The 24,863-nt window shown below is 27.4% G+C and carries 24 protein-coding genes and 1 pseudogene; 22 read left to right on the plus strand and 3 right to left on the minus strand.

The window, feature by feature from the left end:
• Positions 1-406: 406 nt before the first annotated feature.
• Together ACIQ56_RS03795 and ACIQ56_RS03800 are read left to right on the plus strand one after the other, a co-directional pair.
• Positions 407-565 (plus strand): annotated as a pseudogene (locus tag ACIQ56_RS03795) (zinc ribbon domain-containing protein); the annotation flags it as partial.
• 87 nt (positions 566-652) lie between these two features.
• The gene (locus ACIQ56_RS03800; RefSeq protein ID WP_397599743.1) at positions 653-1,255 is read left to right on the plus strand and encodes a YdeI family protein; all 603 of its coding nucleotides are present in this window, start codon (positions 653-655) and stop codon (positions 1,253-1,255) included.
• Between the two features lie 387 nt (positions 1,256-1,642).
• Here the strand turns inward: ACIQ56_RS03800 and ACIQ56_RS03805 are convergent, their stop codons facing one another.
• The 3 genes from ACIQ56_RS03805 to ACIQ56_RS03815 all read right to left on the minus strand — a co-directional run bounded on the left by ACIQ56_RS03805 (position 1,643) and on the right by ACIQ56_RS03815 (position 3,652).
• Entirely contained in the window at positions 1,643-2,098 is a 456-nt protein-coding gene (locus ACIQ56_RS03805; protein WP_397599744.1) for a hypothetical protein, read from the minus strand.
• Positions 2,099-2,189: 91 nt separating this feature from the next.
• A complete protein-coding gene (locus ACIQ56_RS03810) occupies positions 2,190-2,633 on the minus strand; it encodes a hypothetical protein (protein WP_397599745.1) in 444 nt (147 codons plus the stop codon).
• A gap of 35 nt (positions 2,634-2,668) precedes the next feature.
• Complete coding sequence (locus tag ACIQ56_RS03815) at positions 2,669-3,652, minus strand: pyridoxal-phosphate dependent enzyme (RefSeq protein ID WP_397599746.1); 984 nt, start codon at positions 3,650-3,652, stop codon at positions 2,669-2,671.
• 73 nt (positions 3,653-3,725) lie between these two features.
• On the opposite strand from ACIQ56_RS03815, the gene ACIQ56_RS03820 reads away from it, so the two are divergent.
• The 20 genes from ACIQ56_RS03820 to ACIQ56_RS03915 all read left to right on the plus strand — a co-directional run.
• Positions 3,726-5,027 carry a hypothetical protein gene (locus ACIQ56_RS03820; protein ID WP_397599747.1) on the plus strand — a complete coding sequence of 434 codons (1,302 nt, stop codon included), beginning with the start codon at positions 3,726-3,728 and terminating at the stop codon, positions 5,025-5,027.
• The gene (locus tag ACIQ56_RS03825; RefSeq protein ID WP_397599748.1) at positions 5,024-6,370 is read left to right on the plus strand and encodes a hypothetical protein; all 1,347 of its coding nucleotides are present in this window, start codon (positions 5,024-5,026) and stop codon (positions 6,368-6,370) included. The genes ACIQ56_RS03820 and ACIQ56_RS03825 overlap by 4 nt, the downstream gene beginning before the upstream one ends.
• Positions 6,371-6,385: 15 nt before the next feature.
• Complete coding sequence (locus ACIQ56_RS03830; protein WP_397599749.1) at positions 6,386-6,931, plus strand: DNA-3-methyladenine glycosylase; 546 nt, start codon at positions 6,386-6,388, stop codon at positions 6,929-6,931.
• 75 nt (positions 6,932-7,006) lie between these two features.
• Entirely contained in the window at positions 7,007-8,803 is a 1,797-nt protein-coding gene (locus ACIQ56_RS03835; RefSeq protein ID WP_397599750.1) for a glycosyltransferase family 4 protein, read from the plus strand.
• 20 nt (positions 8,804-8,823) lie between these two features.
• A complete protein-coding gene (locus ACIQ56_RS03840; RefSeq protein ID WP_397599751.1) occupies positions 8,824-9,780 on the plus strand; it encodes an NAD-dependent epimerase/dehydratase family protein in 957 nt (318 codons plus the stop codon).
• Positions 9,777-10,991 (plus strand): glycosyltransferase family 4 protein, encoded by a 1,215-nt coding sequence (locus tag ACIQ56_RS03845; protein ID WP_397599752.1) that lies wholly within the window; start codon positions 9,777-9,779, stop codon positions 10,989-10,991. Before ACIQ56_RS03840 ends, ACIQ56_RS03845 begins: the two co-directional genes overlap by 4 nt.
• 17 nt (positions 10,992-11,008) lie before the next feature.
• The gene (gene rfbF, locus ACIQ56_RS03850; RefSeq protein WP_397599753.1) at positions 11,009-11,791 is read left to right on the plus strand and encodes a glucose-1-phosphate cytidylyltransferase; all 783 of its coding nucleotides are present in this window, start codon (positions 11,009-11,011) and stop codon (positions 11,789-11,791) included.
• Positions 11,776-12,861 carry a CDP-glucose 4,6-dehydratase gene (gene rfbG, locus ACIQ56_RS03855; protein ID WP_397599754.1) on the plus strand — a complete coding sequence of 362 codons (1,086 nt, stop codon included), beginning with the start codon at positions 11,776-11,778 and terminating at the stop codon, positions 12,859-12,861. The genes rfbF and rfbG overlap by 16 nt, the downstream gene beginning before the upstream one ends.
• Positions 12,858-13,307 carry a dTDP-4-dehydrorhamnose 3,5-epimerase family protein gene (locus ACIQ56_RS03860; RefSeq protein WP_397599755.1) on the plus strand — a complete coding sequence of 150 codons (450 nt, stop codon included), beginning with the start codon at positions 12,858-12,860 and terminating at the stop codon, positions 13,305-13,307. The genes rfbG and ACIQ56_RS03860 overlap by 4 nt, the downstream gene beginning before the upstream one ends.
• A 37-nt stretch (positions 13,308-13,344) precedes the next feature.
• Positions 13,345-14,301: an NAD-dependent epimerase/dehydratase family protein gene (locus ACIQ56_RS03865; RefSeq protein ID WP_397599756.1), complete on the plus strand. Its 957-nt coding sequence runs from the start codon at positions 13,345-13,347 to the stop codon at positions 14,299-14,301.
• Complete coding sequence (locus tag ACIQ56_RS03870) at positions 14,298-15,287, plus strand: glycosyltransferase family 2 protein (protein WP_397599757.1); 990 nt, start codon at positions 14,298-14,300, stop codon at positions 15,285-15,287. Before ACIQ56_RS03865 ends, ACIQ56_RS03870 begins: the two co-directional genes overlap by 4 nt.
• Positions 15,284-15,823 carry a class I SAM-dependent methyltransferase gene (locus ACIQ56_RS03875; RefSeq protein WP_397599758.1) on the plus strand — a complete coding sequence of 180 codons (540 nt, stop codon included), beginning with the start codon at positions 15,284-15,286 and terminating at the stop codon, positions 15,821-15,823. The genes ACIQ56_RS03870 and ACIQ56_RS03875 overlap by 4 nt, the downstream gene beginning before the upstream one ends.
• Positions 15,824-15,877: 54 nt before the next feature.
• The gene (locus tag ACIQ56_RS03880; protein ID WP_397599759.1) at positions 15,878-16,903 is read left to right on the plus strand and encodes a hypothetical protein; all 1,026 of its coding nucleotides are present in this window, start codon (positions 15,878-15,880) and stop codon (positions 16,901-16,903) included.
• A 2-nt stretch (positions 16,904-16,905) separates the two neighbouring features.
• A complete protein-coding gene (gene asnB / locus ACIQ56_RS03885; protein WP_397599760.1) occupies positions 16,906-18,774 on the plus strand; it encodes an asparagine synthase (glutamine-hydrolyzing) in 1,869 nt (622 codons plus the stop codon).
• 1 nt (position 18,775) lies between these two features.
• A complete protein-coding gene (locus tag ACIQ56_RS03890) occupies positions 18,776-19,792 on the plus strand; it encodes an NAD-dependent epimerase/dehydratase family protein (RefSeq protein WP_397599761.1) in 1,017 nt (338 codons plus the stop codon).
• Positions 19,793-19,806: 14 nt separating this feature from the next.
• Positions 19,807-21,156, plus strand: a complete 1,350-nt coding sequence (locus ACIQ56_RS03895) for a nucleotide sugar dehydrogenase (protein WP_397599762.1) — start codon at positions 19,807-19,809, stop codon at positions 21,154-21,156.
• Positions 21,157-21,188: 32 nt separating this feature from the next.
• Positions 21,189-22,091: a class I SAM-dependent methyltransferase gene (locus tag ACIQ56_RS03900; RefSeq protein ID WP_397599763.1), complete on the plus strand. Its 903-nt coding sequence runs from the start codon at positions 21,189-21,191 to the stop codon at positions 22,089-22,091.
• 22 nt (positions 22,092-22,113) lie between these two features.
• Entirely contained in the window at positions 22,114-23,229 is a 1,116-nt protein-coding gene (locus ACIQ56_RS03905; RefSeq protein WP_397599764.1) for a glycosyltransferase, read from the plus strand.
• Positions 23,230-23,235: 6 nt separating this feature from the next.
• The gene (locus ACIQ56_RS03910; protein ID WP_397599765.1) at positions 23,236-24,420 is read left to right on the plus strand and encodes a hypothetical protein; all 1,185 of its coding nucleotides are present in this window, start codon (positions 23,236-23,238) and stop codon (positions 24,418-24,420) included.
• The coding region (locus ACIQ56_RS03915) for a hypothetical protein (protein ID WP_397599766.1) at positions 24,407-24,863 on the plus strand (457 nt) is incomplete at its 3' end. The genes ACIQ56_RS03910 and ACIQ56_RS03915, both read left to right, overlap by 14 nt.

Genomic DNA, 24,863 nt, shown 5'->3' on the forward strand with positions numbered 1-24,863 from the left:
TTATCTTGATACTATCAACAAAATCAAAAACCACTCTCTATAAAAAATTTAATTCCATTCATTGTGTTTGTAAAATGCACTTATTGGGAGGACACATCGACATTACTGTCATTTCCCTCAGACAATTGGACTATTCCCAGAATGCTTAAGACTTGAACTGGTATTACAGAAGATTTTAATTTTACTGATTATACAGTCTCATGATCTTCTGGGATTTTGATGCTCAGTCCGCAAAACTATGGGTCAAATTCAGTTCGAACGTCTTTTGGAAACTTATTAATATTATTGAGGCGTCAGTCCGAATGTCTAAGGGAAACATTGAATAATGGGAGGAGAAGCCTGTGAAAAATTCTTGCCAAAACTGTTTAATGCCTTTTTCTAAGGCCCAGGAAAACGTGAGTCTGAAGAATTTTGCAGCTACTGTTTTACAAACGGAAAACTTTGTTCCGAAGGAAATGATTTAAAAGAATTTCAAAAAATTTGTTATCAGGAAATGCTTAAACATGGAAAAAATAAATACCTTGCTATGTTTTATACTTTTTTAATCAGGCTGGCTCCGCGATAGAAAAAAAAGACCTGATAGAGCAAAAAAACGATGGGCTAAGATGGGTGGGTTTTTCATAGATGGTAAATCGATCGGTTGGGAATTGATATGAGAAGAGAATTTCAAGAAATCACTCCAAAATCACGATCAGACTTCAGACAATGGCTGGTAAAGAATCATCAGCAACAAAACAGCGTATGGGTTGTCATTTATAAAGCGGCAAGTGGCAAGCGCAACCTCTCCACCACGGATGTGGTTGAAGAAGTTCTTTGCTTTGGCTGGATCGACAGTGTTCCAAATAAGGTTGATGATGAAAAATTCAAACTTCTGGTATCCCCAAGAAAGCCGCAAAGTGCTTGGTCAGCGGTTAATAAACAACGAGTAGAGAGGCTCATAAAAGAGGGTTTAATGACAAGCTACGGCCAAGCAAAAATTGATTTAGCAAAGAAAAATGGAGCTTGGGCAAAGCTAAATTCATCAGATCATTTTGAAATGCCAAAAGAACTTAACGAAGGTCTTAAGAAAAACGGAAAAGCCAGTTTATTTTGGGAGACCGTCGCGCCTTCGTCAAAGCGTGGGATTCTTGAGTGGATCAATTCTGCAAAAACTGAAGAGACACGGATAAAGCGCATTAAAGAAACAGTTCGTCTTGCTGCAATCAGGATTCGTGCTAATCACTATTTAGATTTGAAGAAAATTGAGAAAAAATAGGAATGCCGTCATTTTTAGAAGTTCTCTACACTAAAGTTAGAATACTTCTTCACAACGTTTTAGCCTCTGAAAATAATCATTTTTTTTAGATATTTCATTATCGCCGAGTTAAACTAAATAGTTCACATGCATGATTTTACAAAGATGTATAGTGCAGAGCACTTCTGAAAATGAATTGAATATACATTCAAAAGAAATTCTTTTAAATTTCACAAATATTTTAAATAAACTCGCAAAAGATTTTAGAAAACAAATGAAGAAGCTTCTAAGATATCTCAAATAGCATTAAGTATTTTTCAAGGAGCATTAATTTAAAATCGAATTCTAAAAGATAAAAATATATTTCAATTACAGGTAGGCTACGTTTAAATTTATATAAAATATAAATTAATTTTGAAATGTATAACTAACTGTAACGCCCATAGCCATTTTATTTAAAGTATCCAATTGAAATAGATCTCTAGAATTCGTTTGACTTATTTCATAACTAGAGTTTTGCGGCAAAAAAGAAAGCATAGGTCGAGCTGTAAAACCTTCTTCTTTTTTAAGAGCATTTCTTCTTCCTGAACAATCAGATAAAGATAAATCAACAATACCAACAACAGCACCAACCCCAGCACCTATTAAAGTTGCTGTAGCCAAATTTGGAGCGATTTTATCAGAAGATTGATTGGCGACTAAAACAAGAGCACCCACTCCCAATCCAATGCCAGCGCCAAATAAAGTATCACGAAACATAATAGGTCCAACTTCACACTGAGCATGAGCAGAATGAAAAGTAGGAAGCATTAGGAAACAGCTAGAAAGAATTAATTTCATTTTTTTTGTTAACAATTTTCTCATGAAACCACCAATTTAAAATATTTAAAAGAAGATCAAAAGCTTCCCTTTAAAAAGGCAGAATACATAAATTAACAATTCTTTGCAATATGCTTCATGAATCAAGTTTTTTTTGTAAAACTTTTATAAATGCTTCATCATAGTCTGCAGCGATAACATTTTGATCAATTCCACCGTTTGATATATACTGAACAGCTAATTGCAAAAAGTTTTTTTCTTTTCCATTTGAAAGTAACTTAACTGCCTGAGGAAATAACATCCAATTTAATGATATATTTTCATTATTAAATAAAATTTGATTTGGTAAAGAATCTTTTAAATGAGTTTGCCATTCAATTAAATAACGTAAAGAAAAATTTTTGTTTACTATGGAATCAAATTCTTCATGCCGTTTTAAATTATATTTTTGGACAAAATCTATTATTGAATTATTATAAATAGATAAGCAGGGAAGTTCTTTATTTTTCAATGCAAAAAATATACTTGAATTTCCATTATTTAAAAGAATTTTAGCAAAAAAAAGTACTTTAACTTCCATATTTCCTCTATTGGTTATGCAATTTTTAATAATGCTTATTTAGAATAAACATTATTTTTTAAAACAGCTTCATTAAAACTCAATTTAGTTAACCAATCATTATCCATCATTTTTGTCATATAATTTCGAATACCATCTGGTAAAATAACAACTATTTTTGACCCACTTGGGACATGGTCAATAATTTCATTTACTCCATAAAGAGCTGTTCCTGAACTTCCCCCACATAAAAATCCTTCTTCACGAATTGCTCTTCTTGCCCATTTGAAGCTAGGCTCATCTGTCGTTTTAATCCATTGATCAATTAAAGAAACATCCAATGCTTTTGGAAAAAAGTCGTACCCAATACCTTCAACTTGATAGGTACCAACATCTGTACCGCCACCTAAAATACTGCCAACAGGATCACACCCAATAATTTTACAAGATGGTTTTAATTCTTTAAATTTTCTTGCTATTCCTGTAATAGTACCGCCCGTTCCTGCTCCTGCGACCAAATAATCTGGAACCATTCCTAAATCATCGATGATTTCTTGAGCTGTAAAACGGTAATGGGCATCACAATTGGATGGATTTGCATATTGGTCAAGCACATGAGCATTTGGCAATTCTTTTGCGAGTTTATTTGCAATAGAAATATGGCTTTCAGGAGCATCAAATGCCGCTTCTGTTGGTGTTCTAATTATTTCTGTGCCTAGTGCCGCAAGAACAACTTGCTTTTCTTTACTCATTTTTTCAGGTAGAGTAATGATAACTCTATAACCTAAAACAGCCCCCGCCAAAGCTATACCTATTCCTGTATTTCCACTTGTTGGCTCAATTAAAATGTCACCTGGCTTAATTCGACCCGACTTTTGAGCATCTAATACCATTTGATAACCAATACGATCTTTTACAGAACCGCCTGGATTTAAAAACTCACATTTTGCATAGACTTCCACATTTTGCTTTTGGAATAAGCGATTTATTTTTACTAATGGAGTTTTACCTATTGCTTCTAAAATATTTTTTGTTTGCATTTTGATACCTTCCCATGCGACAAACTTTCGTCGCTTCTTTATTAAGGATCCCTTCTAACCACAAAGGATAGCTATGTCCAAGCAAAACACTAAACAAAAAATACTTAAGCTTAAGGTAGCAAAAGGTCTCCGCTTTAGAATTGCAGAGGACGGAAATTCATACGCTTCAATTTCAAGTTCTTCGGGAGAGTTTTACATGGCTCCTGAAGTCTTGTCTATTATAAGTCTGCTTTCAAATAAAAATCTTAATTTAACCTTAAAAGACATTCCTAAGCATTTAAATAATCATTTTAAAAATGTCTCTACAAACTTGCCTTTAGAAGAAGAGTGCGAAGCATTAATAGACGATCTTGTTGGAGCTGGTATCTTAATAAAAGAGAACGATTCACAATCAAAACACATGCAATCGGATGGCTTTGGTGACCCTTGGGCTCAATGGACCATGCTTGCCGATAAATATCGATCAGAAGCTTATTTTAACTCGCTAAAAAAAAATATAAACTCATCCTCTATTGTATTAGATGTGGGATCAGGAACGGGATTTCTTTCAGGAATATCTCTTCATTTAGGAGCAAAAAAAGTAATTGCCATTGAAGAAACAAGCGCTGCTAATAATATCAAACCTATATTTCAAAAATTAGATCTGCAAACCTCTAATAAAAACTTTGTTCTGCATAATATGAATAGCTTTGATGTAAAGTTAAACGACGATATTACGATTGTTGTAAGCGAATTATTTGGCAATGATCCTTTTCAAGAAGGAGTCATTCCTACCTTACGGGAAATTGGATCTCGTTTCTTTAATAAAACCATAACGTATATTCCTAAAAAGGTAACTGTATTTTTTGATATCGTAGATATTCAATCCAATCCAGCTCTTCATCGAATTCAGGCATTTCAAAATTTTAAAAATAAAGAATTCTTTAAAGAAACATTTTTAAATGATTTTTTAATTTCTGCGGGCAATACTCTTGATTTAGAAGACATTTCCTTTTCATTATCTTTAGGAAAAAGCGATTTCGATAAAGCAACAAAATCTTCTGTAATTGGCGAAACAAGATTAGATCCACCTCCTTATTTTTCAAAAGATTTAAATAAACATCCTTTTATTGGAAAAAAATCGATTACAATAAATAAAGATTGCCAAAATGCAATAGCTTTGATTTGGTTCAGAGTTGAACTCACAGATGATATTTTTATTTCTTCTTTGGTATCTGAAAATGATGCTTGCGCCCATTGGAGCCCAATTGCAATCCCTTTAAAAAAATCATTAAAAGAAAATGATATTTTAGAAATTCAGCATCAATTAAACGATGAAGAAAACTATATCCATTGTAATATCTATCATAATAAAGAAAAAATAGGTTCTAGATGAATAATAAAATTGAAGAAAACTTAGATCGTAAAATAAAAAAATACATTTATGGAAAATCACAAGTAGCTAAACTGATCTTTCCTGCTGGTTTAGGTTCAATTGCATTGCATGAAACAGAGCAAATCTTAAATAATTTATGGTTTCCTCAAAAATTTAATAGTAAAAGCACTCTCCTTAAAAATGAAATCATTATAGAAAATATACATATGTTTTCTATTACAGAATTATTAATGAGAAGTTTATGTCTTACAGGTATTCGACTTGTCATTTTCGAAGGCAAGTGTGTAGGAAAAGAAGCCTTTGAAAAACACTGTAAAAGCATTAACTGGAATTTATATTTAAATGATACAATGTCGCTTAAATTAAAAGTAGATTCTGTTGCCAGTAAAGCTTTTCATGAAACTGGTTTAAAAGAAATTTTAAGCTCTATTATAAAAGAATCCGTAAAAGAAATAGTAAGTGGAGAAAATACCAATGAAACCACTTGCGTCTTTGCTGATTTATATAAAGATAAATTAACAGTAAGCATTTCTTTAGCAGGCAATTCTCTTTATAAAAGAGGATATCGTGGTACCTTAAGTGCCAGCGCTCCTTTAAGAGAAGATTATGCCTCCTGTTTACTTTTAAAAAGTTTGCATTTTGCAAAAAAAATAAACGAAAAATTTGAAATTCAAAATTTATTTATCCCTTTTTCAGGTACAGGTACATTTGCTTTTGAATATCTTCAATATAAATATAAATTTCCTCCAGCTCTTTTAAACCGCGAATATGCTCTACAAAAAATGCCCTTATTCAAGCCAGAAAATTTTAATTTTTTATTAAAAAAAGCAAAAGAGCACTGCTTATTTTTTAAAGATATATCTTCATTAGACTCTGAAAATAATTTAAATATTATCTGTAATGATAACTCAAAAAATGCAAATGATGCCTTATTAGATAATATTGCAAATTTTAAAAACCTAATTTCAAATCCTAGTCTTGAAGCCCTTATTCCTTTTTTTGATATTAAGAATAATTCATTGCTAAATCGTGAAAATTTTTTAAAAATGGATTTTACTAAAATAAATTTTTTTGGAAATCTTTTTATTCCATTAAATCCTCCCTATGGAATTCGCATTGGAAGTAATACAGATTCTGTCAATTTGTATAAAAATATTGCTAATAAGCTTAATGAATTATCTAAAACAGTTAAAAAAGAGAATTCAAATATACTTGGATTTATATTATGCCCAAATGAAGAAACATGGTCTGTTTTTTGTAGAAATTTATTCTATAAAGAATCAGAAACCTTTCATTTTACTCAAGGAGGTATTGATATCAGGGTGTGTTTATTTTATCTTTAAAAAGAATAAATATTTATGTGCTTAATTAAAAAAGAATTTTTTATTCAAAATGCAACTGAAATTGCCCCAAAAATATTAGGACTGAAAATTTGTCGTTTGACAAAAGAGGGGCAATTAAAAACAGGAATCATTATTGAAACAGAAGCCTATATGCAAGATGATCCTGCTTGTCATGCATTTAACGGCATCACAAAACGTAACGCTCCCATGTTTGAAGAAGGTGGCATTTCTTATGTTTATCTTATATATGGTATACATTATTGTTTAAATATAGTTACAGGAATCAAAGGCAGTGGACAAGCTGTCCTTATTAGAGCTATAGATTTACAAAAGTCTTCTTTTGAAGCGTCTGGTCCTGGTAAATTATGTAAGTACCTTGAAATAAAAAAGGATCAAAATGGCATTCTATTTTCGAAAGAAAATAACCTTTGGCTTGAAAAAGGTATCGAAGTTCCTGACAATATGATTGGAAGTTCCAATAGAATTGGAATTTCGAAGGGTATAGATTATAATTGGAGGTTTTTTATTAAAAATAATATTTATGTATCAAAATTAAAATAAAAAATTACTTTTTGTTTATTTACCAAAAAAGTAAATAATCAATCGCTTTAAAATTAAATTATTGGAGCCTATATTTTGAGCGGAATCTATACTATACTTATCTTCCTTACTGCATTTGCTCTTTCTCTAGTGATTGCTCCAATTTTAATCCGTTTTGCAAAAGCAAAACGCTTGTATGATTTACCGGATGGAGCGCACTCCAATGACACTCTATTAGTAGAAGAATTTTCTAATAATAATAAAATAAAACAAACACCAAGAAGGGTTCATACAACTCCAATTCCACGTCTCGGTGGAATTGCAATTGTTTCAGCTTTCTTTATTAGCCTTGCCATTTGGAAACTACCTTCGAATATGGCTGCTATTTATATTTGCTCTTTTTTGATGTTTATTATTGGTCTTATTGATGATTTAAAAACACTTTCAGCAAAATTAAGATTGTTTATCCAAATATCCGCTTCTATTTTTGTAGTTTTATTATCAAATCTTGAAATTAATAGCATTGCCATTACTTCTGTAAATTCTATTCATTTACCCTACATAATTGGATTTTTACTTTCTGTTTTTATTATAATTGGTGCTATTAATTCAATTAATATGATTGATGGATTAGATGGATTAGCTGGTGGCGTAGTATTAATTGGCATATCTTTATTAAGTTATATACACTTTTTAAGCACGCATAATATTAATTTGTTAATTATATTCAGTATTCCAATCATTGGCGCAATATTAGGATTTTTAAAATATAACACTCATCCTTCAAGTATTTTTATGGGAGATTCTGGTAGCAATTGGCTTGGATTTATGATTGGTATTTTTATTATTTTAATCATAAATAATTCTATCGTAATCGAAAAATCAAATCAATGGTTATTAATAAATAACGGAAGCTCAAATATTATTCCAATTTTAAGTATCATACTTTGCCTTTCGATTCCTATTTTTGATACAGCACATGTTATAATAACGCGTCTTTTAGAGGGTAAAAATCCCATGAAACCAGATAAAAGACATTTTCATCATTCTTTAATGAAAATAGGCTTTAGCCATCCTCAAAGCGTTGTTGCCGTATACTTTCTCATGATATTTTTTGGAATTTTAGGAATTTTACCGATTGCTTACTCTCAATATCCTTTAAATTGGACACCACTGGTAGGGATTATTTTATTAACAATTTGTATCGTTTTTTCTTTAAAATTAAATGAAGGTTTTATTACAAATTTAGCTGGCTATAAAATTTTTCTTACATCTCAAAAAACGGCAGGTCCTAAAATTTCTTTTATATTAAAATACTGGGAACATCTTAATAGATATACCATATATTGTATTTTATTAGCCGCTCCTTTACTTTCTGGAGTAGCACCAAAAATTGTAGGGCTTTCCGCAGCAGCTATGTGTATTGTGATGATATGCACACTATTTTTAAAAAAATCTTATAGCTTTTTTGAGTCTTTTTTAATAGCAATATCTTCAACAATATTGTTAACTGCAAATAATTCTAATATTATTTGGATAGAAATTTTAGGAAATAAATACAATCTTCAAGAAGCCTATAATATATTATTTATTTGGCTAATTATAAGTACCCTAGGATTTTTTGTTGTAACATTTAAAAGAAAATATCTTGTTATTGCACCAACTGATTTCTTATTAGCAATTTTGCCATTAATATTGCTTTTACTACCTGCAGATATTCAAAATGAATACAAATTAAATATTATTGCCCTCAGAAGTTTGGTATTATTTGCCGCTTTAAGGACTTTATCAAAAAGACATGAGATGTTTTTTTACAAAATTCATTTTATCTGTATAATTGCCCTTGCTTGGGTAGCATTAATTACTTTAGCAGGTTTAAGAATAGTTTATTAACAATTTTAAAGGAAATGTGAATGTTAGATAAAATTGATTTAAACTTTTTTAAAGACAAAAAAATTCTTATCTTAGGCTCAAGCGGTTTTTTGGGAAAATCCTTTATAAATAAATATAACTCATTATTAAATCAAAATAATCTTTTAACAGTTTCAAGAAATGATAAAAACTCAACTTTTAATGGATCTATTGAAAATAAAACATTTATAGAAGAATTAATAAAAGCAACAAATCCATATGCTATAGTCAATTTAACTGCTTTTAAAGATAGAGGTTATAGTATTGATAATTTTTATTCCAGTATACAAACAAACATAATTGGATCATTAAATATTTATAATGCAGTAATAAACAATAAAAGTACGAAACTAATTGTAAATATTGGGACTTGCGAAGAATATGGACAAAATTCTATACCATTTTTGGAAAGCCAGTGTGAATTACCAATATCACCTTATTCTTGGTCAAAAACATCAACTAAATTAATGAGTAATATTATTTCAAACTTTGAAAATTTCAATATTTTAACATTAAGGCCTTCAATTGCATATGGTCCCCTTCAAGATCTAGACATGTTCCTACCCTCATTGATAAATAATTTATTATTAAAAAAAGAATTTGATATGACATCAGGAAATCAAACGCGAGATTTTATTTATATAGATGATATAGTAAATGCTATTCTATTAGCGTTATATAATAATAAATTCGAAAATAATTCAGTTTTTAATATAGCAAGTGGTTATTCTATTAAAATTAAAATTCTTGCAGAAAAAGTAGAAGAAATAATTGGAAATTACGGGCTAATTAAATTTGGTCTTAAAAATGACCGTAAAAATGAGATTATTAAATATGATGTAAATATTAATAAAGCTGTTGAATTATTAAATTGGCATCCAATTACACCTCTTGAAGATGGGTTAGCAAAGACAATAGCTTATTATAAAAGCTTACTTCAGTTAGAGAGGAAAATTTGAAAATTCATTATCATTCGGATTGTATTTTTTTTGCTGGTTGTGAAAATATGATAGCAAACTTTTTAAATTCTAAAAAAATTAACGAGAATTTTAAGATTTCATTTTCATACAGATACTCAAATGAGTATCATATAGGTTTAAGTAAAAGAGTTTTTTCAAATATTTCATTATTTCCTCTTTTTTTGTTTGATATCTATTCAGCAAAAATTGCATTTTTAAATCTCAAATTACCAAATCAATTTTCTTCAATTATAGTCCACATTTTAAAACCATTATTCTATTTTATAAACATAATAATTTTATTTTTTCTGTTTAAAAAATTAAAAGCAGATATCTTGCATATTAATAATGGTGGATTTCCAGGAGCAATATCTTGCAGCAGCGCTGCAATAGCAGGAAAATTAGCTGGAATTAAAAAAATTATATATGTTATTAATAATATCCCTCAAAACTATAAATCACCACAAAGAATCATTGATTTTCCTTTTGATTTCATTACTAAATCATGCGTAAACTATTTTATAACTGGCTCAAAATATACAAGTGATCAAGTAAAAAAAACTCTTAAAACAAATAAAACTATTGTAATACATAATGGAATTTTTAAAAGAGAGATTACCGAGACTCCAAAAGAATATAGAAAAAAATTAGGAGTACTCGACACAAAATTTATAATTTCAATTATAGCTGTTTTAGAAAAAAGAAAAGGACATATATATTTACTTAAATCAATTAAGCTCTTAAGCGAAACAAATCCTGATATATTAACAAATTTAGTGTTTATTATTGAGGGGAATGGTGAAGAATTTAATAATCTTTTCAGTTTTGCAGAAGAAAATAAACTAAATCAATATATCATATTTATTAAAAATGAAGAAAAAGTTTTTAATCTTATCAATTCATCTGATTTAATTATTTTACCCTCTATTTCAAATGAAGATTTTCCTAATATTATAATTGAATCAATGAGTGTTGGAAAGCCTGTAATTTCTACAAATATATCAGGAATTCCTGAACAAATTGTTCAAATGGAAACTGGAATTGTGATAGAACCAAAAAATCATATTGAAATTGCAAATTCAATTAAACTTTTATATACTGACGCTACTTTAAGAAATAATTTAGCAGAAAAAGCTAAAAAAAGATTTGAGAATTTATTTGATAGCAATATTGCAATTGATAATTATTTCAATCTTTATAAAAAATTATGATAAGAAAGGGAAAAAATATGAAAACAGTAATTTTATGTGGTGGTCAAGGAACTCGAATACGTGATGTTGCTGATAATATACCAAAACCAATGATTCCAATTGGAGGGATACCTATATTATGGCACATCATGAAGTACTATTCTGATTGGAGTTATAAAGATTTTATTCTTTGTTTAGGATATAAAAGCAATGTAATAAAAGATTTTTTCTTAAATTATAGCTCACATACAAATGATTTTACAATTTCATTAAATAATTCAGAGCCCATAAAATATCATGGTACTTCTACAAATATTGATTGGAATGTAACTTTAGCTGAGACAGGTTTAAATTCCATGACTGGAGCTAGAGTTCGCAAAATTAAAAAATATCTTTGTGATGACGAAAACTTTATGTTAACTTACGGAGATGGCTTAGGTGACATAAATATTAAAGAACTTGTTAATTTTCATAATTCTCATGGAAAAATTTTGACTGTTACAGGCGTTCGTCCCCCTGGAAGATTTGGTGAACTCGTATGCAATGATTCTGGATTAGCAACTGAATTTAATGAAAAACCACAAACAACTGGGGGACTTATATCTGGTGGTTTTTTTGTTTGCAAAAGAGAAATTTTTGATTATTTAGATAAAAATGATGATTTGGTTTTTGAAAAAGAACCTATTAAATCTTTAGTTAAAGAAAATCAAATGATGGTTTATGAACATAAAAACTTTTGGCAACCTATGGATACCTATAGAGAGTATATCCTATTAAATGACTATTTTGCTCAAGGAAATGCTCCATGGATTTTAAAATAATGAATGAAAATCAATTTTCTATTTTTAAAAATAAAAAGATTATTATTACAGGTGACACAGGCTTTAAAGGCTCATGGCTATCACTTTGGCTTGCTAACATGGGTGCTAATGTCTTAGGAATATCTCTTGAGCCAAAACAAAAAAATGATCACTATAATATTTTAAATTTAGAAAATATAATTCAGCATAAAACTCTCAATATTTGTGATTATAATTCATTAGAAAAAGAAATATTAGCATTTGAACCAGAAATCATATTTCATTTAGCAGCACAACCACTTGTAAAATATTCTTATGATAACTCAAAAGAAACCTTTGATACAAATATTCTAGGATCCGTTCATATTTTAGAAATTATCAAACAATGCAATTCAATAAAAGCATTAATTTATGTGACGTCTGATAAATGCTACAAGAATAAAGAATGGATTTGGGGTTATCGCGAGAATGATGAATTAGGCGGAAAAGATCCCTATAGCGCCTCTAAAGCTGCAGCTGAAATTGTATTTAATTCTTACTTCGAATCCTTTTTTAAAAATAGTGAAAGATTAGGAGTTGCAAGTGTTAGGGCTGGAAATGTAATAGGTGGAGGAGATTGGTCCTTAGATAGAATCGTTCCTGATTGTATTCGAGCTTTAAATTCTAAAAAACCGATTTCAATCCGCAACCCCAATTCTACAAGACCTTGGCAACACGTTTTAGAACCTTTATATGGATATTTATTGTTAGCAGTAAAACTTCTTTCCAATCCAAAAGAGTTTTCAGGATCTTGGAATTTTGGTCCAAACAATGATAATGTAAAAACGGTAAAAGAATTAAGCCAGAAAGTTATTGAATATTGGGGTGAAGGCTCTATTGTTGAAACAGATAATAGTATTAATTATCATGAAGCAAATTTATTAAAATTAAATTGTGACAAGTCATACCAGTTTTTAAAATGGATGCCAACATATAACTTTGATGAAACTATTAAATTAACTATTGAATGGTATAAGAGCTTTTTTGAAAATAATGCCGCTGAAACAACAACTAAACAAATTAATAATTTTATGAGGATTAATAAATTATGATTCATGGTGTAAAAATAACTCAATTAAAACAAATTTTAGATGAACGCGGAAAAGTGATGCACATGCTCCGAAGAGACTCAGAAGTATTTAAGTCATTTGGAGAAATATATTTTTCTACTATCTATCCAAATGCGATAAAAGGGTGGCATATTCATAGAGAAATGACCCTAAACTATTGTGTTCCACATGGAAATATAAAATTTGTGCTGTTTGATGACAGGGAGCAAAGCCCTACAAAGGGAGAAGTTCAAGAAATTTTTCTTGGAGTGGATAATTATGTTTTAGTTACGGTTCCTCCAATGGTATGGAACGGGTTTAAGGGAATAGGATCTGAAATGGCAATTGTAGCAAATTGCACGAGCGTGCCTCATGATTCTAATGAAATTGACAGATTAGATCCATTTACTAAAATGATACCGTACAATTGGGAAATTGTTCACAGATAATTGGTTCCATATGAACCGCTATTAAGAAAGTTTTGATATGAAAAAAAAAATACTTATTACAGGCGGTTTAGGATATTTAGGTGCTAGAATTGCAAATAATCTCAGTTCATTAAATACATATGATGTATATATTGGAACAAGAAATAGCAGCTTAATAAACAATAATAAATTTACAGCAAAAATTATTGATATGGATTTTGATTCTGAGCCATCTCTTAAAAAAAGCTGCAATGAAATAGATACAATAATCCATCTTGCTGCTCCAAATGAAATTGACGCTGCTCGTGATTATAAAAAAGCGATAAATGAAACATGTATTTATACAGTAAATCTACTAGCTGCTGCAGAGCAGTGCAATGTAAAAAGAATTATTTATTTTTCAACTGCACATATATATGGAAGTCCTTTAAACGGTTATATTGATGAAAACACCCTCCCAAAACCATCCCATCCTTATTCTATTTGCAATAAAATGTCTGAAGATTTTATTTTAGCAGCTCATGCAAATAATAATATAATTGGAATTGTTTTAAGACTTTCAAATAGTTTTGGTTATCCTGTTTCTGTAAATATAAACCGATGGACATTATTAGTTAATAATTTATGCAAAGAAATTATTGAAAAACAATGTTTGACTGTAAAAAACCCTTATCAATTAAGAGACTTTATAACAATAAGTGATGTTGAAAAATGCATACTACATTTTTTAAATTTAGAAAAAAATATGACAATAGATGGTTTATTTAACTTAGGCGGGAAAAATACTCTTTCTGTAATCGAAATTGCAAAAATTATTGCAAGTAGATGCAACAAAATTTTAGATTTTAATCCTAAAATAATTTCTCCTGAAAATTTAATTAAAAACGAATCAGTTTTAAATTATAGTATTAGTAAATTAGAATCGACTGGATTTTGTCTATCGGGCAGCATAGAAGATGAAATAGATAATACTCTATTATTTTGTCGTGATCACTTTAAAAGAGTATTAATATGAACAATAATCCTTTAATATCAGTGGTAATACCAACATTTAACCACGCTCATTTAATAAAAAAATGTATTAAATCAGTAATAAATCAAACATATCAAAATTTTGAAATATTAATTATTAACAATTTTTCTCAAGATAATACAATTGAAGTTATAGACTCATTCAAAGATGAACGAATAAAAATTTATAATTATAAAAACGATGGAATTATTGCAAAGGCAAGAAATTTAGGAATAAGAGAATCTAATGGCGAATATATTGCTTTTCTAGATTCTGATGATTCATGGTATGAAAGCAAATTAATAAATATTCTTGAAGAATTTAGATTTAGTAATGCTGATGTTATATGTCATAATATGAACGTTATTTCTTTCGAAAACCCTCCTTATATTATGTACAGTGGACCTCAAAAAAATGCTACTTTTGACAATCTTTTATTTCAAGGAAATGCTTTAATTCTTTCCGCAACAGTTTTACATAAAAATGTTATAAATAAAGTAGGCTTCTTTTCAGAAGAAAAAAAATTTATTACAGCAGAAGATTATGAATTTTGGCTTAGAATTGCAAAAGAAAACTTACAATTTTCTTTTATAAATAAAACATTAGGTGAGTATCTAATACACCAAAATAATGCGACAAAATCTTTTAAAAAGAACTATGAAGCAACAAAATCTGTTATTATGGAACATTACAAAGACATTCACTTTTTAAATAAATTAAAATTAAGAAATAGATTAGCTCTCTTAAGCTACACTTCTGGGAGAAATTGCGAAAGAACTAATAGAAAAAAAGCAATCTTATTTTTTGTAAAATCAATCAAAAAAAATCCTTTAATCATAAAGACATATATAGCGTTATTCTTTTGCATATGCAATAATAAATATTTAAATAATGTGTATTTTCTAATTTTAAAATATTCTAGGAATTTTTATTTTAATTTTACAAAAGTAAATATTATAAAACAAATTAAGCAAAGGAAGTTAAAATGATAAAAATCGATCTTGGATGCGGAAGATCAAAAAAAGAGGGTTTTATTGGCATAGATAGCATTAATCTACCTAATGTTGACATTGTTCATAATTTAAATCAGTTTCCATACCCATTTTCAAACGATGAAATAGATGAAATTGTAATGGATAACGTATTGGAACATCTTGATAATCCAATATTAGTAATTGAAGAATTATATAGAATTAGTAAAAATAATGCTAAAATTACAGTCTCAGTTCCTTATTACAGAAGTGTTTATGCTTATATAGATCCTACACATAAAAACTTTTTTAGCTCATATTGGTTTTCATATTTTGATCCAAATCATAATTTCTTTAAAAAATATTCCTATACAAATATCAATCTTGTTGTAAAGAAAATAGAATTTGATAAAGAGTTTCTTAATTCAAAAATAAGTTTTTTTCATAAATTACTTATTTTTTTAGCTCAGAAGTATAGAAATTTTTATGAAACGAGAGTATCTCATTTTTATCCGTTAAATTCTATAACTTTTACATTGAAAGTCACTAAATAATAGAATTATATTTTAGCATAAATACAATCTATTTTTACTTTTGAGGAGATGATTTTGAATCTTGAAAGAATACAGACTATAGTTGGTGATTATAAAAATATGAATAAAGATAAAAATATTATAGACTTAATAAAATTTTTCTATAGATTTAAATTCATTTTAATTTTAGCTCTAATAACAGGTTCTTTAATTGGATTTATTTACGTTCAAAAACAAGATAATATATATATTAACTCCTTTAAAATTGCCCCAATTTTTTCTTATTCTCCATTCAGCTCAAATGTTTCTAACACAGTTGCAAATTCAAACAGAAACTTAAATCAAGAGTTTTTCTATAGTATTTTAAAACAATACAATGAAAATAATTCTCAGTATAATACAGAACAATCTAATTTTAAATACAAGATTGATTATGATGATAAAAACTATTCATTCACTTTCTCAATTTTTAGTCCTTTTAAAATAAACTCAAGCAAAATCGATAATATTATTAGTGAACTAAATATTAATATTAATACTTTTAATAAAAATTTAAAGAATTCAATTTATTCTTCTTTTAAAGACAACACAATCAAAATCAATAATATAGAAACAACCCCAGATTACTTATATACTGACAAAGTATTATTGATTTCTTCTAAAATGAATCAATATATAAATAATTTAATTATTAAGCATAAATTAACTCAAGATTTAGAGTTTCAAAATATTTTAAAGTTTTATAAATATCAAACAGAAACTATAGATTTAACAGCACTTTTTAACACAGTAACAGGCTATCTTTTTAAAACAAATAAAATAAATTATGATGATCATTTAAAATTAATTAAAGATTTCTCAATTTTTAAAACTGAAATGGATGAAAAATCAATTTCAATTAATCAAACACAAAAAGAATTAAGCTTGAGAATAACTCCAAATATTACTTATCCAAAACTTGAACAGTTTGAAGTAAATATTTTAGAACCCAAAAGACAATTGCAAATTATTTTATCATGTGCATTTATAAGCTTAATAATCTCATCATTAATTTGTTTTTTTTATGATATTTATAAAACAAGTAAACAAAAGGAACTATAATTATGTGTGGGATTTTTGGAATTATATCTAGACCAAACTTATTTTCTGAAAATGATATCAAAAATTCTTTGCACCAGATAGTACATCGCGGTCCAGATGATTGGGGAATTGAAAAATATCAGATTTTTGAAAATTGGGAAATTTGGTTTGCTCAAAGACGTTTGTCTATATTAGATTTAAGCAAAGCTGGACATCAACCAATGAAACATAAGGACAATAAGGATAATATAGAATCAATTGTTTTTAATGGCGAAATTTATAATTTTCAAGAGTTAAAAAAAGACCTCATACAGAATTGGGAATTTACCTCTAATACAGACACTGAGATCATTCTTGCTGGACTTCATTTATATGGAAATGATTATATTAAAAAATTAAATGGTATGTTGGCTTTTGCTTATCTTAATCAAAAAGAAAGAAAAATTTTACTAGCTCGAGATCGTATAGGTAAAAAACCAATATATATTTATCAATCTCAAGAATGTATTATTTTTTCTTCAGAACTAAAAGCAATTTATTCCCTTGGATTAAATTTAACTTTAAATAATGAAAGTTTGTCTTACTTCAGATGGCTTGGATATATTCCTGGACATCTTAGTATTTACAATGAATGTAAAAAAATAAATGCGGCTTCTTATATTGAAATTAATATTACAAAAGATAAATTAAATATTTCAAATGAAGTTCTATACTGGGATCCATTGAAAAGTTATTCAATTAAATATCCATATTCATATAACGATGCTATTGATCAATTTTTAGAGCTTTTGGATGATTCTACAAAAAAGAGAATCGTTTCTGATGTGCCTGTCGGTTGTTTTTTATCAGGAGGCATTGATTCCAGCCTAGTTGCCTCTAGTTTAAAAAAACTGAATACAAAAAACATAGATGCATTTACTGTAAAATTTGACGACAATGATTTTGATGAGTCAAATATTGCAATTGAAACAGCAAATCAATTAAATATTCCAATAAAAATTTTGCATTTAAAAGCTGAAGATTATAAAAATCAAATTAACAAAATTCCTTTTCATTATGACGAACCTTTTTCCGATAGTTCACAAATTCCAACCTTAGCTATTTCAGAAGCAGCAAAAAAATATGTTTCCGTTGTTTTAACAGGTGATGGAGGCGATGAAGTATTTCTTGGCTATCCTAGATTTTCATATGCAAATAAAATACAAAAAATAAATAAAATTGGTTCTAAAATACCATTCTATAATCAGTTCATATTAAAAAATATAAATACGAAATTAGGAAGAAAATTATTTAAAATAATTTTAAATAATTTATTAATTAAAAGCACAAATATTGATTCAAAAATTTCTAAAATAATTGATCTTTTAAATGCAAAAGACACCAAGGAAATCTATGATTCAATCATTTGTACAAATCCAAAATCTTCTCTAAATAATGAGGATTTTTTGTTTTTAAATTCTAAGCCTAATTATTTTGACACAGTAAAAAGTTGGTATCCAAATTACTCATGGAATTCATTAAATGATAGAAGCTTGGAAGAAAACTTTGCAGCTTTAGACATGGTATCATATATGAAAGACGATGTACTTGTAAAAGTGGATCGTGCAACGATGGCATATTCTCTAGAAGCGCGATCTCCTTTATTAGATTATAGAATTGTTGAATTTGGAACATCATTGCCTCTAAATTACAAAATAAAGGACGGTGTGCATAAAAGAATTCTTAGAGATGCCTTAGGTAGACGATTAAAAGGAAACGTACTTAAGTTAAAAAAAATGGGATTTGGAGTACCACTCCCAAAAGATCTCCCTGCAGGCACTTCTTTGAGTTCAAGATGGAATATATATATTGAAGATGAATGGAAAAAGTTATTTTTAAGAAATGGAGTCTAATTTGAAAACAGTATTAGTAACTGGTGCAGCAGGTTTCATCGGATATCATACTTCAATAAAACTACTAGATTTAGGATACAATGTTATTGGTATCGATAATATAAATGATTATTACGATGTGAACTTGAAGAAAAATAGACTTCTAGAAATTCAGAAAAATAAAAATATAAGTAATTTTAAATTTGAACTTTGTGATATTAGCGAAAAATCAAATTTAGAAAAAGTTTTTAACTTAAATAAAGATATAAAAATTGTTATTAATTTAGCGGCTCAAGCAGGAGTGAGATACAGCTTAATAAATCCTAATGCTTATATTAAATCAAATCTTGAAGGATTTATTAATATACTTGAATGCTGTAAAAACTTTAGTATAGAACATCTTATTTATGCTTCAAGTAGCAGTGTTTATGGAAATAATCAAAAACTGCCTTTTAGTGAAGAAGATTCTGTTGATAATCCAATAAGCCTATATGCTGCTTCCAAAAAAAGCAACGAACTCATGGCTCATTCCTATTCGCATATTTACAGTCTCCCAACTACGGGCTTAAGGTTTTTTACAGTTTATGGACCTTGGGGAAGACCCGATATGGCAATGTATTTATTTGCAGACGCAATTGCCCACAATAAGCCATTAAAGTTATTTAATAATGGCGAAATGCTTCGAGATTTTACTTTTATTGATGACGTAATTGAAAGCATAACACGTCTTTGTGAATATCACTCTCCAAATAATTCAAATTCTAAAAATGAAAAATTATTATCTAGCTCAAATCTTTATTCCATATTTAATATTGGAAATCATACGCCAATTTTAGTAAAAAATATTGTTCACAAAATTGAATCATTTTTTGATAAGAAAGCAATTATTATCGATGAACCAATTCAGCAAGGAGACGTTCCAGCAACTTACGCAAATGTAGATAAATTATTTAAAGCAGTAAAATTTCAACCCAGCACATCAATTGACACAGGGCTTCATCAATTTTTAAGCTGGTTTGTTAAATATAAAAATTTATAGTATTTGAGGATAAAATGAATAAAAATGATTTATTTAAAAAATTAGAAGAAGGTTTTACCTCAATTGGAATTATCGGACTAGGATATGTAGGTTTACCGTTGGCTGTTTCCTTTTCTAAACGATATAAAATAATTGCTTTTGATATAAATCATAAAAAAATTGATTTGCTTAAGCAAAATATAGATTATACTGGCGAAATAGAAGACTCATCTCTTTTATCTAATGAGTCCATCTCATACACATCAAAACCAGAAGATTTAATGGATTGTAGTGTATTTATTATTGCTGTACCTACCCCAGTGGACAAAGGAAATAAACCAAATTTAATTCCTTTATTATCTGCTTGTGAAACTATTGGAAAAGTAATCGAAAATACGAATAAAAAAGTTTTTATTTGTTTTGAATCGACTGTTTATCCTGGTTGCACAGAGGATGAATGTATTCCAATTATTGAAAAAAATTCATTAAAAAAACATGGCGATGATTTTTTTATTGGTTATTCACCAGAGAGAATAAATCCTGGCGATAAAATTCATAAATTTGAGAAAATCATTAAAGTGGTTTCGGGTTGCTGTAAAGAATCCAAAGAGTTTTTTTCACAATTATATAGCTTAATTGTTGAGGCAGGCGTATATGAAGCTTCAACTATTAAAGTTGCAGAAGCAGCAAAAGTTATCGAAAACACCCAAAGGGATATAAATATTGCTTTGATAAATGAACTTTCCGTTATTTTTTCTAAATTGAATATTGATACTCAAGAAGTATTAAACGCTGCAAAAACAAAATGGAATTTTTTAAATTTTGTACCAGGACTGGTTGGAGGACATTGCATAGGAGTTGATCCCTATTATTTAACTTTTAAAGCCGAAACTGTTGGATATATACCTAAAGTCATACTTTCCGGAAGAGCAATAAATGACTCAATGGCAACATTTATAGCACAAGAGTCCATTAAATTAAGTTTAAAGCATAAACCAGTCAATCAAACCTTTTATAAATCTCTCATTTTAGGATTTACTTTCAAAGAAAATATATCTGACGTTAGAAATACAAAAGTAATTGATATTATAAATACATTAAAAGAATATAATTTTCATGCAGATATCATTGATCCAATAGGAAATAAAGATGAAGCTTTTCATGAATATGGAATTGAATTAAATACAGGTATACCAACTAGTATTGATCATTATGACTTAATTATTTTAGCAGTACCGCATGATCTATTTAACGATCAATTAAATGAAATAATAAATTATAATGAGATAAACAGTCATCACTTTACTTTTATTGATATTAAATCATATTTAAAAAACGAGCAAATAAATCAAATATCAAAAAAAGCGACATATTGGAGATTGTAAATTTTAACTCTATTAATATTTAGGAATATATTATGCTTGATAAGAGTACTAATTCAATATTATCAGAATATGTTATAAAAAATGAATTAATTCACAGCTCCCATTTTGTTGAAAAATATACAGGTAGTGCAAAAACAATTTATTCCTTTGGAGATGAATGGCTCAAATTTAACCACAATTCTCTTGATTATTCTGAAACGGCAGCCTCAGAATATTTTGATATTTTTACTTTAAATCAATTAAAAAAAGATTGGACTGTTATTGATGTTGGCTGCGGAACAGGTAGATGGGCCAGAAGAATCGCACCAAAAGTTCGAACATTATATGGCATAGAACAATCTAGTGCTATCAATACCTTTATTCAAAACACAAAAGATAATTCTAATATTATCCCAATTAAAGCCTTTGCAGAAAGACTGCCGTTTATAGATTCTAGTATAGATTTAGCATTATCTTACGGAGTACTGCACCATATTGTTGATACAGAAAAGGCTATTAAAGAAATAAATAGAGTATTAAAAGAAAAAGGTGTATTTTTATTTTATTTTTATTATAATTTAGATAATAGATCATATTTTTACAAATTAATTTTTAATATTTCAAATTTAATGAGAAGAATAATTTCAAAATTTCCAAACCCGATAAAAAATTTAACATGTGAAATATTAACTATTTTTATATACTTACCTTTAGTATTATTTACAAATACTATTATAAAATTTTTTGGAAGTAAATTAGCGATGAAAGTACCTTTATCTTCTTACTATAATAAACCATTTTATATATTAAGAAATGATTGTAGAGATCGTTTTGGAACACCTTTAGAAAAAAGATATTCCAAAGAAGAAATTAAGCAATTATTAAATAAAAATAATTTTTCTGAAGTATTTTTTTCAAATAATGTCCCATATTGGCATGGATACGCAATTAAATAAGTAATAAAAAAGACGAGGAATAATGGACAATTTTAACTCTATTAAAAGCGATGAGAATTTAATTTATTTTTTATTTTCACATATTATACCTGGAGGAGGCGCTGAAAAACAAATTTTAATACAAGCACAAACATTAATTGAAAATGGATATAATATTAAATTTTTATGCAAAACAATAGATACAGATCATTTTAAAAGATATTGCCCATCAGGAAATTATTCAACAAGCATTTTTAAACATTTATTATTTTCTAAAGAATATTGTTTATTTAATTTTTTATCATATGATTTAAAATATTGTATTTTTTTTTCAATTTTTAAAAAAATAAAATGGATCCCCTTTGAACAAACTCATCCTAATTATTATAGATTTTATTCAAGTAAATATAGGATAATTAGAATAATAAAATTTTTAATGCTAAAGTATTTCTATTTAATATTTGCTCATTCCATTTTTACTCAAACCGATGATGCGAAAGAACAATGGAGTAAAATTTTTGGAAAATCAAATAAAAATATTTTCGTACTTAGCAATATTTTTGAATTAAATAACAAAATAAAATCTTATGATAATTTGTCAAATTGCTCTGAATTTAAAATCGTAATGGCCGGTAGATTAATTAATCTGAAAGATTATGAATTTGCTATAAAATCTTTTTCAATATTAAGTCATAAATATAATAAAAATTTTAAAGTTTATATAAATGGTGACGGAGAATTATTAAATTCTTTGAAAGAACTTACTATTAAGCTAAAATTAGATGAAATAATTTTGTTTAAAAAATTTAATGACAATATTCAAGAAACTTTTTTAAATTCTGATTTATTTATTATGACTTCAAAAATTGAAGGGATGCCAAATGCTCTAGGTGAAGCCATGTCTTGTGGCTTAGCTTGTTTAACTCTTGATTTCCCTGGAGCAAAAGACTTATTAAACTTTAAAGATGATTTTACAAGACAACAAATAATACTTGAAAGAGAAGTAAATCATTTTGCCAATATTTTAAATGAAATTACAAATAATCATTGTAATTTAAAAAAACTTGGTAGCATGAACAAAGAACGTATTAAACTTCACTTTTCAAAAGAAAATTTTCTTGAAAATTTTTCCAAAACATTTAATGAAAATATTAGGTAGTTTAAAATGATCAATTTACCAATTGGTATTACAACATATTTTATCATAATTATTCTATTTATTTTTATAAAATCTTGGAAATATTTTGTAATTAATTTTATTATATTCTTTTTTATTTTTTATTTTGCTAGTTTTTTTATTAATCCCCCTTCAGACCACAATGCATATATGTATTATTTAAAAAATTATACTAATATATATGAAGCCTTAAGAGATAACAGAGAAACTTTTACCCCAGCAAGCTCTTTTCCTTTTTTGTTTTATAAATTAACGAATTCTTACAGCCTAATAATATACATATCTAATGCAATAGTTTTTAGTGCATTATTAAACATGTTCAATGCATTATTTAAAAATGAAACAAGGCTAAACAATAATAAATTTATTAATTACTTTTTTCCTATAGTTTTAATATCATTAAGTCCTATTCTAATTCAAACAGGTGTTTCTCTCAATAAAGATTTTTATGCAGCATTTTTTATTTGCTTTATAACGTTATTAAATATCAAGATATATTATTTATTAAAAAATATTTATGCACTCAAATTACTAGATATAGCTTTAATTACTTTTTATTTTATTTTAACGTTAATTTCATTATCTTATTTACAAAAAATAAGGTGGGCTTCTTATAATATTTTACTTTGCTCTATATTGATATTTTATGCTTCTAAAATAATTTATTTTATAAGTAATTTTAAGATTAATGAATACTTAAGCACAATTTTTTCAACATTTTTTTTAATAATTTATGCCTTAACTCAAAAATGGGATAACCTAACTATTGCTTATTATGAAAATCTATCAAATTCTATGATCACGGAAATTCACAATTCAATAAAACCAGATTTATTGAATAGCCTTTATTATTTATTTAAGGGATATTTTTTATCAATTTTTGGAATATATACAAGTCAATTTACTTGGAGTAATATTTCTATCTTAACTTCGTTTATTGCTTTTTTTGATAATCTACTATTCATTTTTTTTATGATTATTTTTTATTTAAATAGAAATAAAAAACTTTTTTTATTTATCTTCCCTTTTATATTATTACATATAGGAATTCAAATATGGGGAACTCCCAATTATGGCAATCTTTTTAGACAAAGAATAATCGATATTTTTTTAATATTAATTCTTATTATTTCTCCAAATAGCCAAAAAGAAATGAATCATGGAAAAGAATAAAGTTTTTTTTGTACTAAATAATGCAAGTTTTTTTATATCTCATAGATTGAATATAGCAGAAAAACTGATAGAAAATAATACGGAAGTTTTTTTATGCTCACCTAAAGCCAACAATCATGATATAGAAATACTAATTCAAAAAAATATCAAAGTTATAGAACTTCCGTTTCAGAGAGAAAAGTTATCCATTTATGCTCTATTAAAATCATTTTTTATAATATTTAAGTTGGGTATCAATAATAAAAATGCGGTATTCCATTTTGTAACTATAATAAGCATTATTATTGGAGGAGTTCCACTTCGAATTTTAAATAATAGATGTGTATTCTCAATTTCAGGGATGGGTACTATTTTTACTTCTAAAAATATCTTAAATATTTTGAATAGATATATTGTACTTAATACTTATAAGTTTATATTTAATGGAAAAAATTCTAGACTTA

It is taken from the genome of Silvanigrella sp., from assembly GCF_044369315.1.
Classification (GTDB): domain Bacteria; phylum Bdellovibrionota_B; class Oligoflexia; order Silvanigrellales; family Silvanigrellaceae; genus Silvanigrella.

Bases quoted from the DNA above. Each gene is read 5' to 3' on its own strand.
- rfbF (WP_397599753.1), top strand. From the start codon at position 11,009: ATGAAAACAGTAATTTTATGTGGTGGTCAAGGAACTCGAATACGTGAT.
- ACIQ56_RS03815 (WP_397599746.1), bottom strand. From the start codon at position 3,652: ATGCAAACAAAAAATATTTTAGAAGCAATAGGTAAAACTCCATTAGTA.
- ACIQ56_RS03910 (WP_397599765.1), top strand. From the start codon at position 23,236: ATGATCAATTTACCAATTGGTATTACAACATATTTTATCATAATTATT.
- ACIQ56_RS03840 (WP_397599751.1), top strand. From the start codon at position 8,824: ATGTTAGATAAAATTGATTTAAACTTTTTTAAAGACAAAAAAATTCTT.
- ACIQ56_RS03875 (WP_397599758.1), top strand. From the start codon at position 15,284: ATGATAAAAATCGATCTTGGATGCGGAAGATCAAAAAAAGAGGGTTTT.
- ACIQ56_RS03820 (WP_397599747.1), top strand. From the start codon at position 3,726: ATGTCCAAGCAAAACACTAAACAAAAAATACTTAAGCTTAAGGTAGCA.
- ACIQ56_RS03825 (WP_397599748.1), top strand. From the start codon at position 5,024: ATGAATAATAAAATTGAAGAAAACTTAGATCGTAAAATAAAAAAATAC.
- ACIQ56_RS03865 (WP_397599756.1), top strand. From the start codon at position 13,345: ATGAAAAAAAAAATACTTATTACAGGCGGTTTAGGATATTTAGGTGCT.
- ACIQ56_RS03800 (WP_397599743.1), top strand. From the start codon at position 653: ATGAGAAGAGAATTTCAAGAAATCACTCCAAAATCACGATCAGACTTC.
- ACIQ56_RS03860 (WP_397599755.1), top strand. From the start codon at position 12,858: ATGATTCATGGTGTAAAAATAACTCAATTAAAACAAATTTTAGATGAA.
- ACIQ56_RS03895 (WP_397599762.1), top strand. From the start codon at position 19,807: ATGAATAAAAATGATTTATTTAAAAAATTAGAAGAAGGTTTTACCTCA.
- ACIQ56_RS03805 (WP_397599744.1), bottom strand. From the start codon at position 2,098: ATGAGAAAATTGTTAACAAAAAAAATGAAATTAATTCTTTCTAGCTGT.
- ACIQ56_RS03870 (WP_397599757.1), top strand. From the start codon at position 14,298: ATGAACAATAATCCTTTAATATCAGTGGTAATACCAACATTTAACCAC.
- ACIQ56_RS03830 (WP_397599749.1), top strand. From the start codon at position 6,386: ATGTGCTTAATTAAAAAAGAATTTTTTATTCAAAATGCAACTGAAATT.
- rfbG (WP_397599754.1), top strand. From the start codon at position 11,776: ATGGATTTTAAAATAATGAATGAAAATCAATTTTCTATTTTTAAAAAT.
- ACIQ56_RS03900 (WP_397599763.1), top strand. From the start codon at position 21,189: ATGCTTGATAAGAGTACTAATTCAATATTATCAGAATATGTTATAAAA.
- asnB (WP_397599760.1), top strand. From the start codon at position 16,906: ATGTGTGGGATTTTTGGAATTATATCTAGACCAAACTTATTTTCTGAA.
- ACIQ56_RS03810 (WP_397599745.1), bottom strand. From the start codon at position 2,633: ATGGAAGTTAAAGTACTTTTTTTTGCTAAAATTCTTTTAAATAATGGA.
- ACIQ56_RS03905 (WP_397599764.1), top strand. From the start codon at position 22,114: ATGGACAATTTTAACTCTATTAAAAGCGATGAGAATTTAATTTATTTT.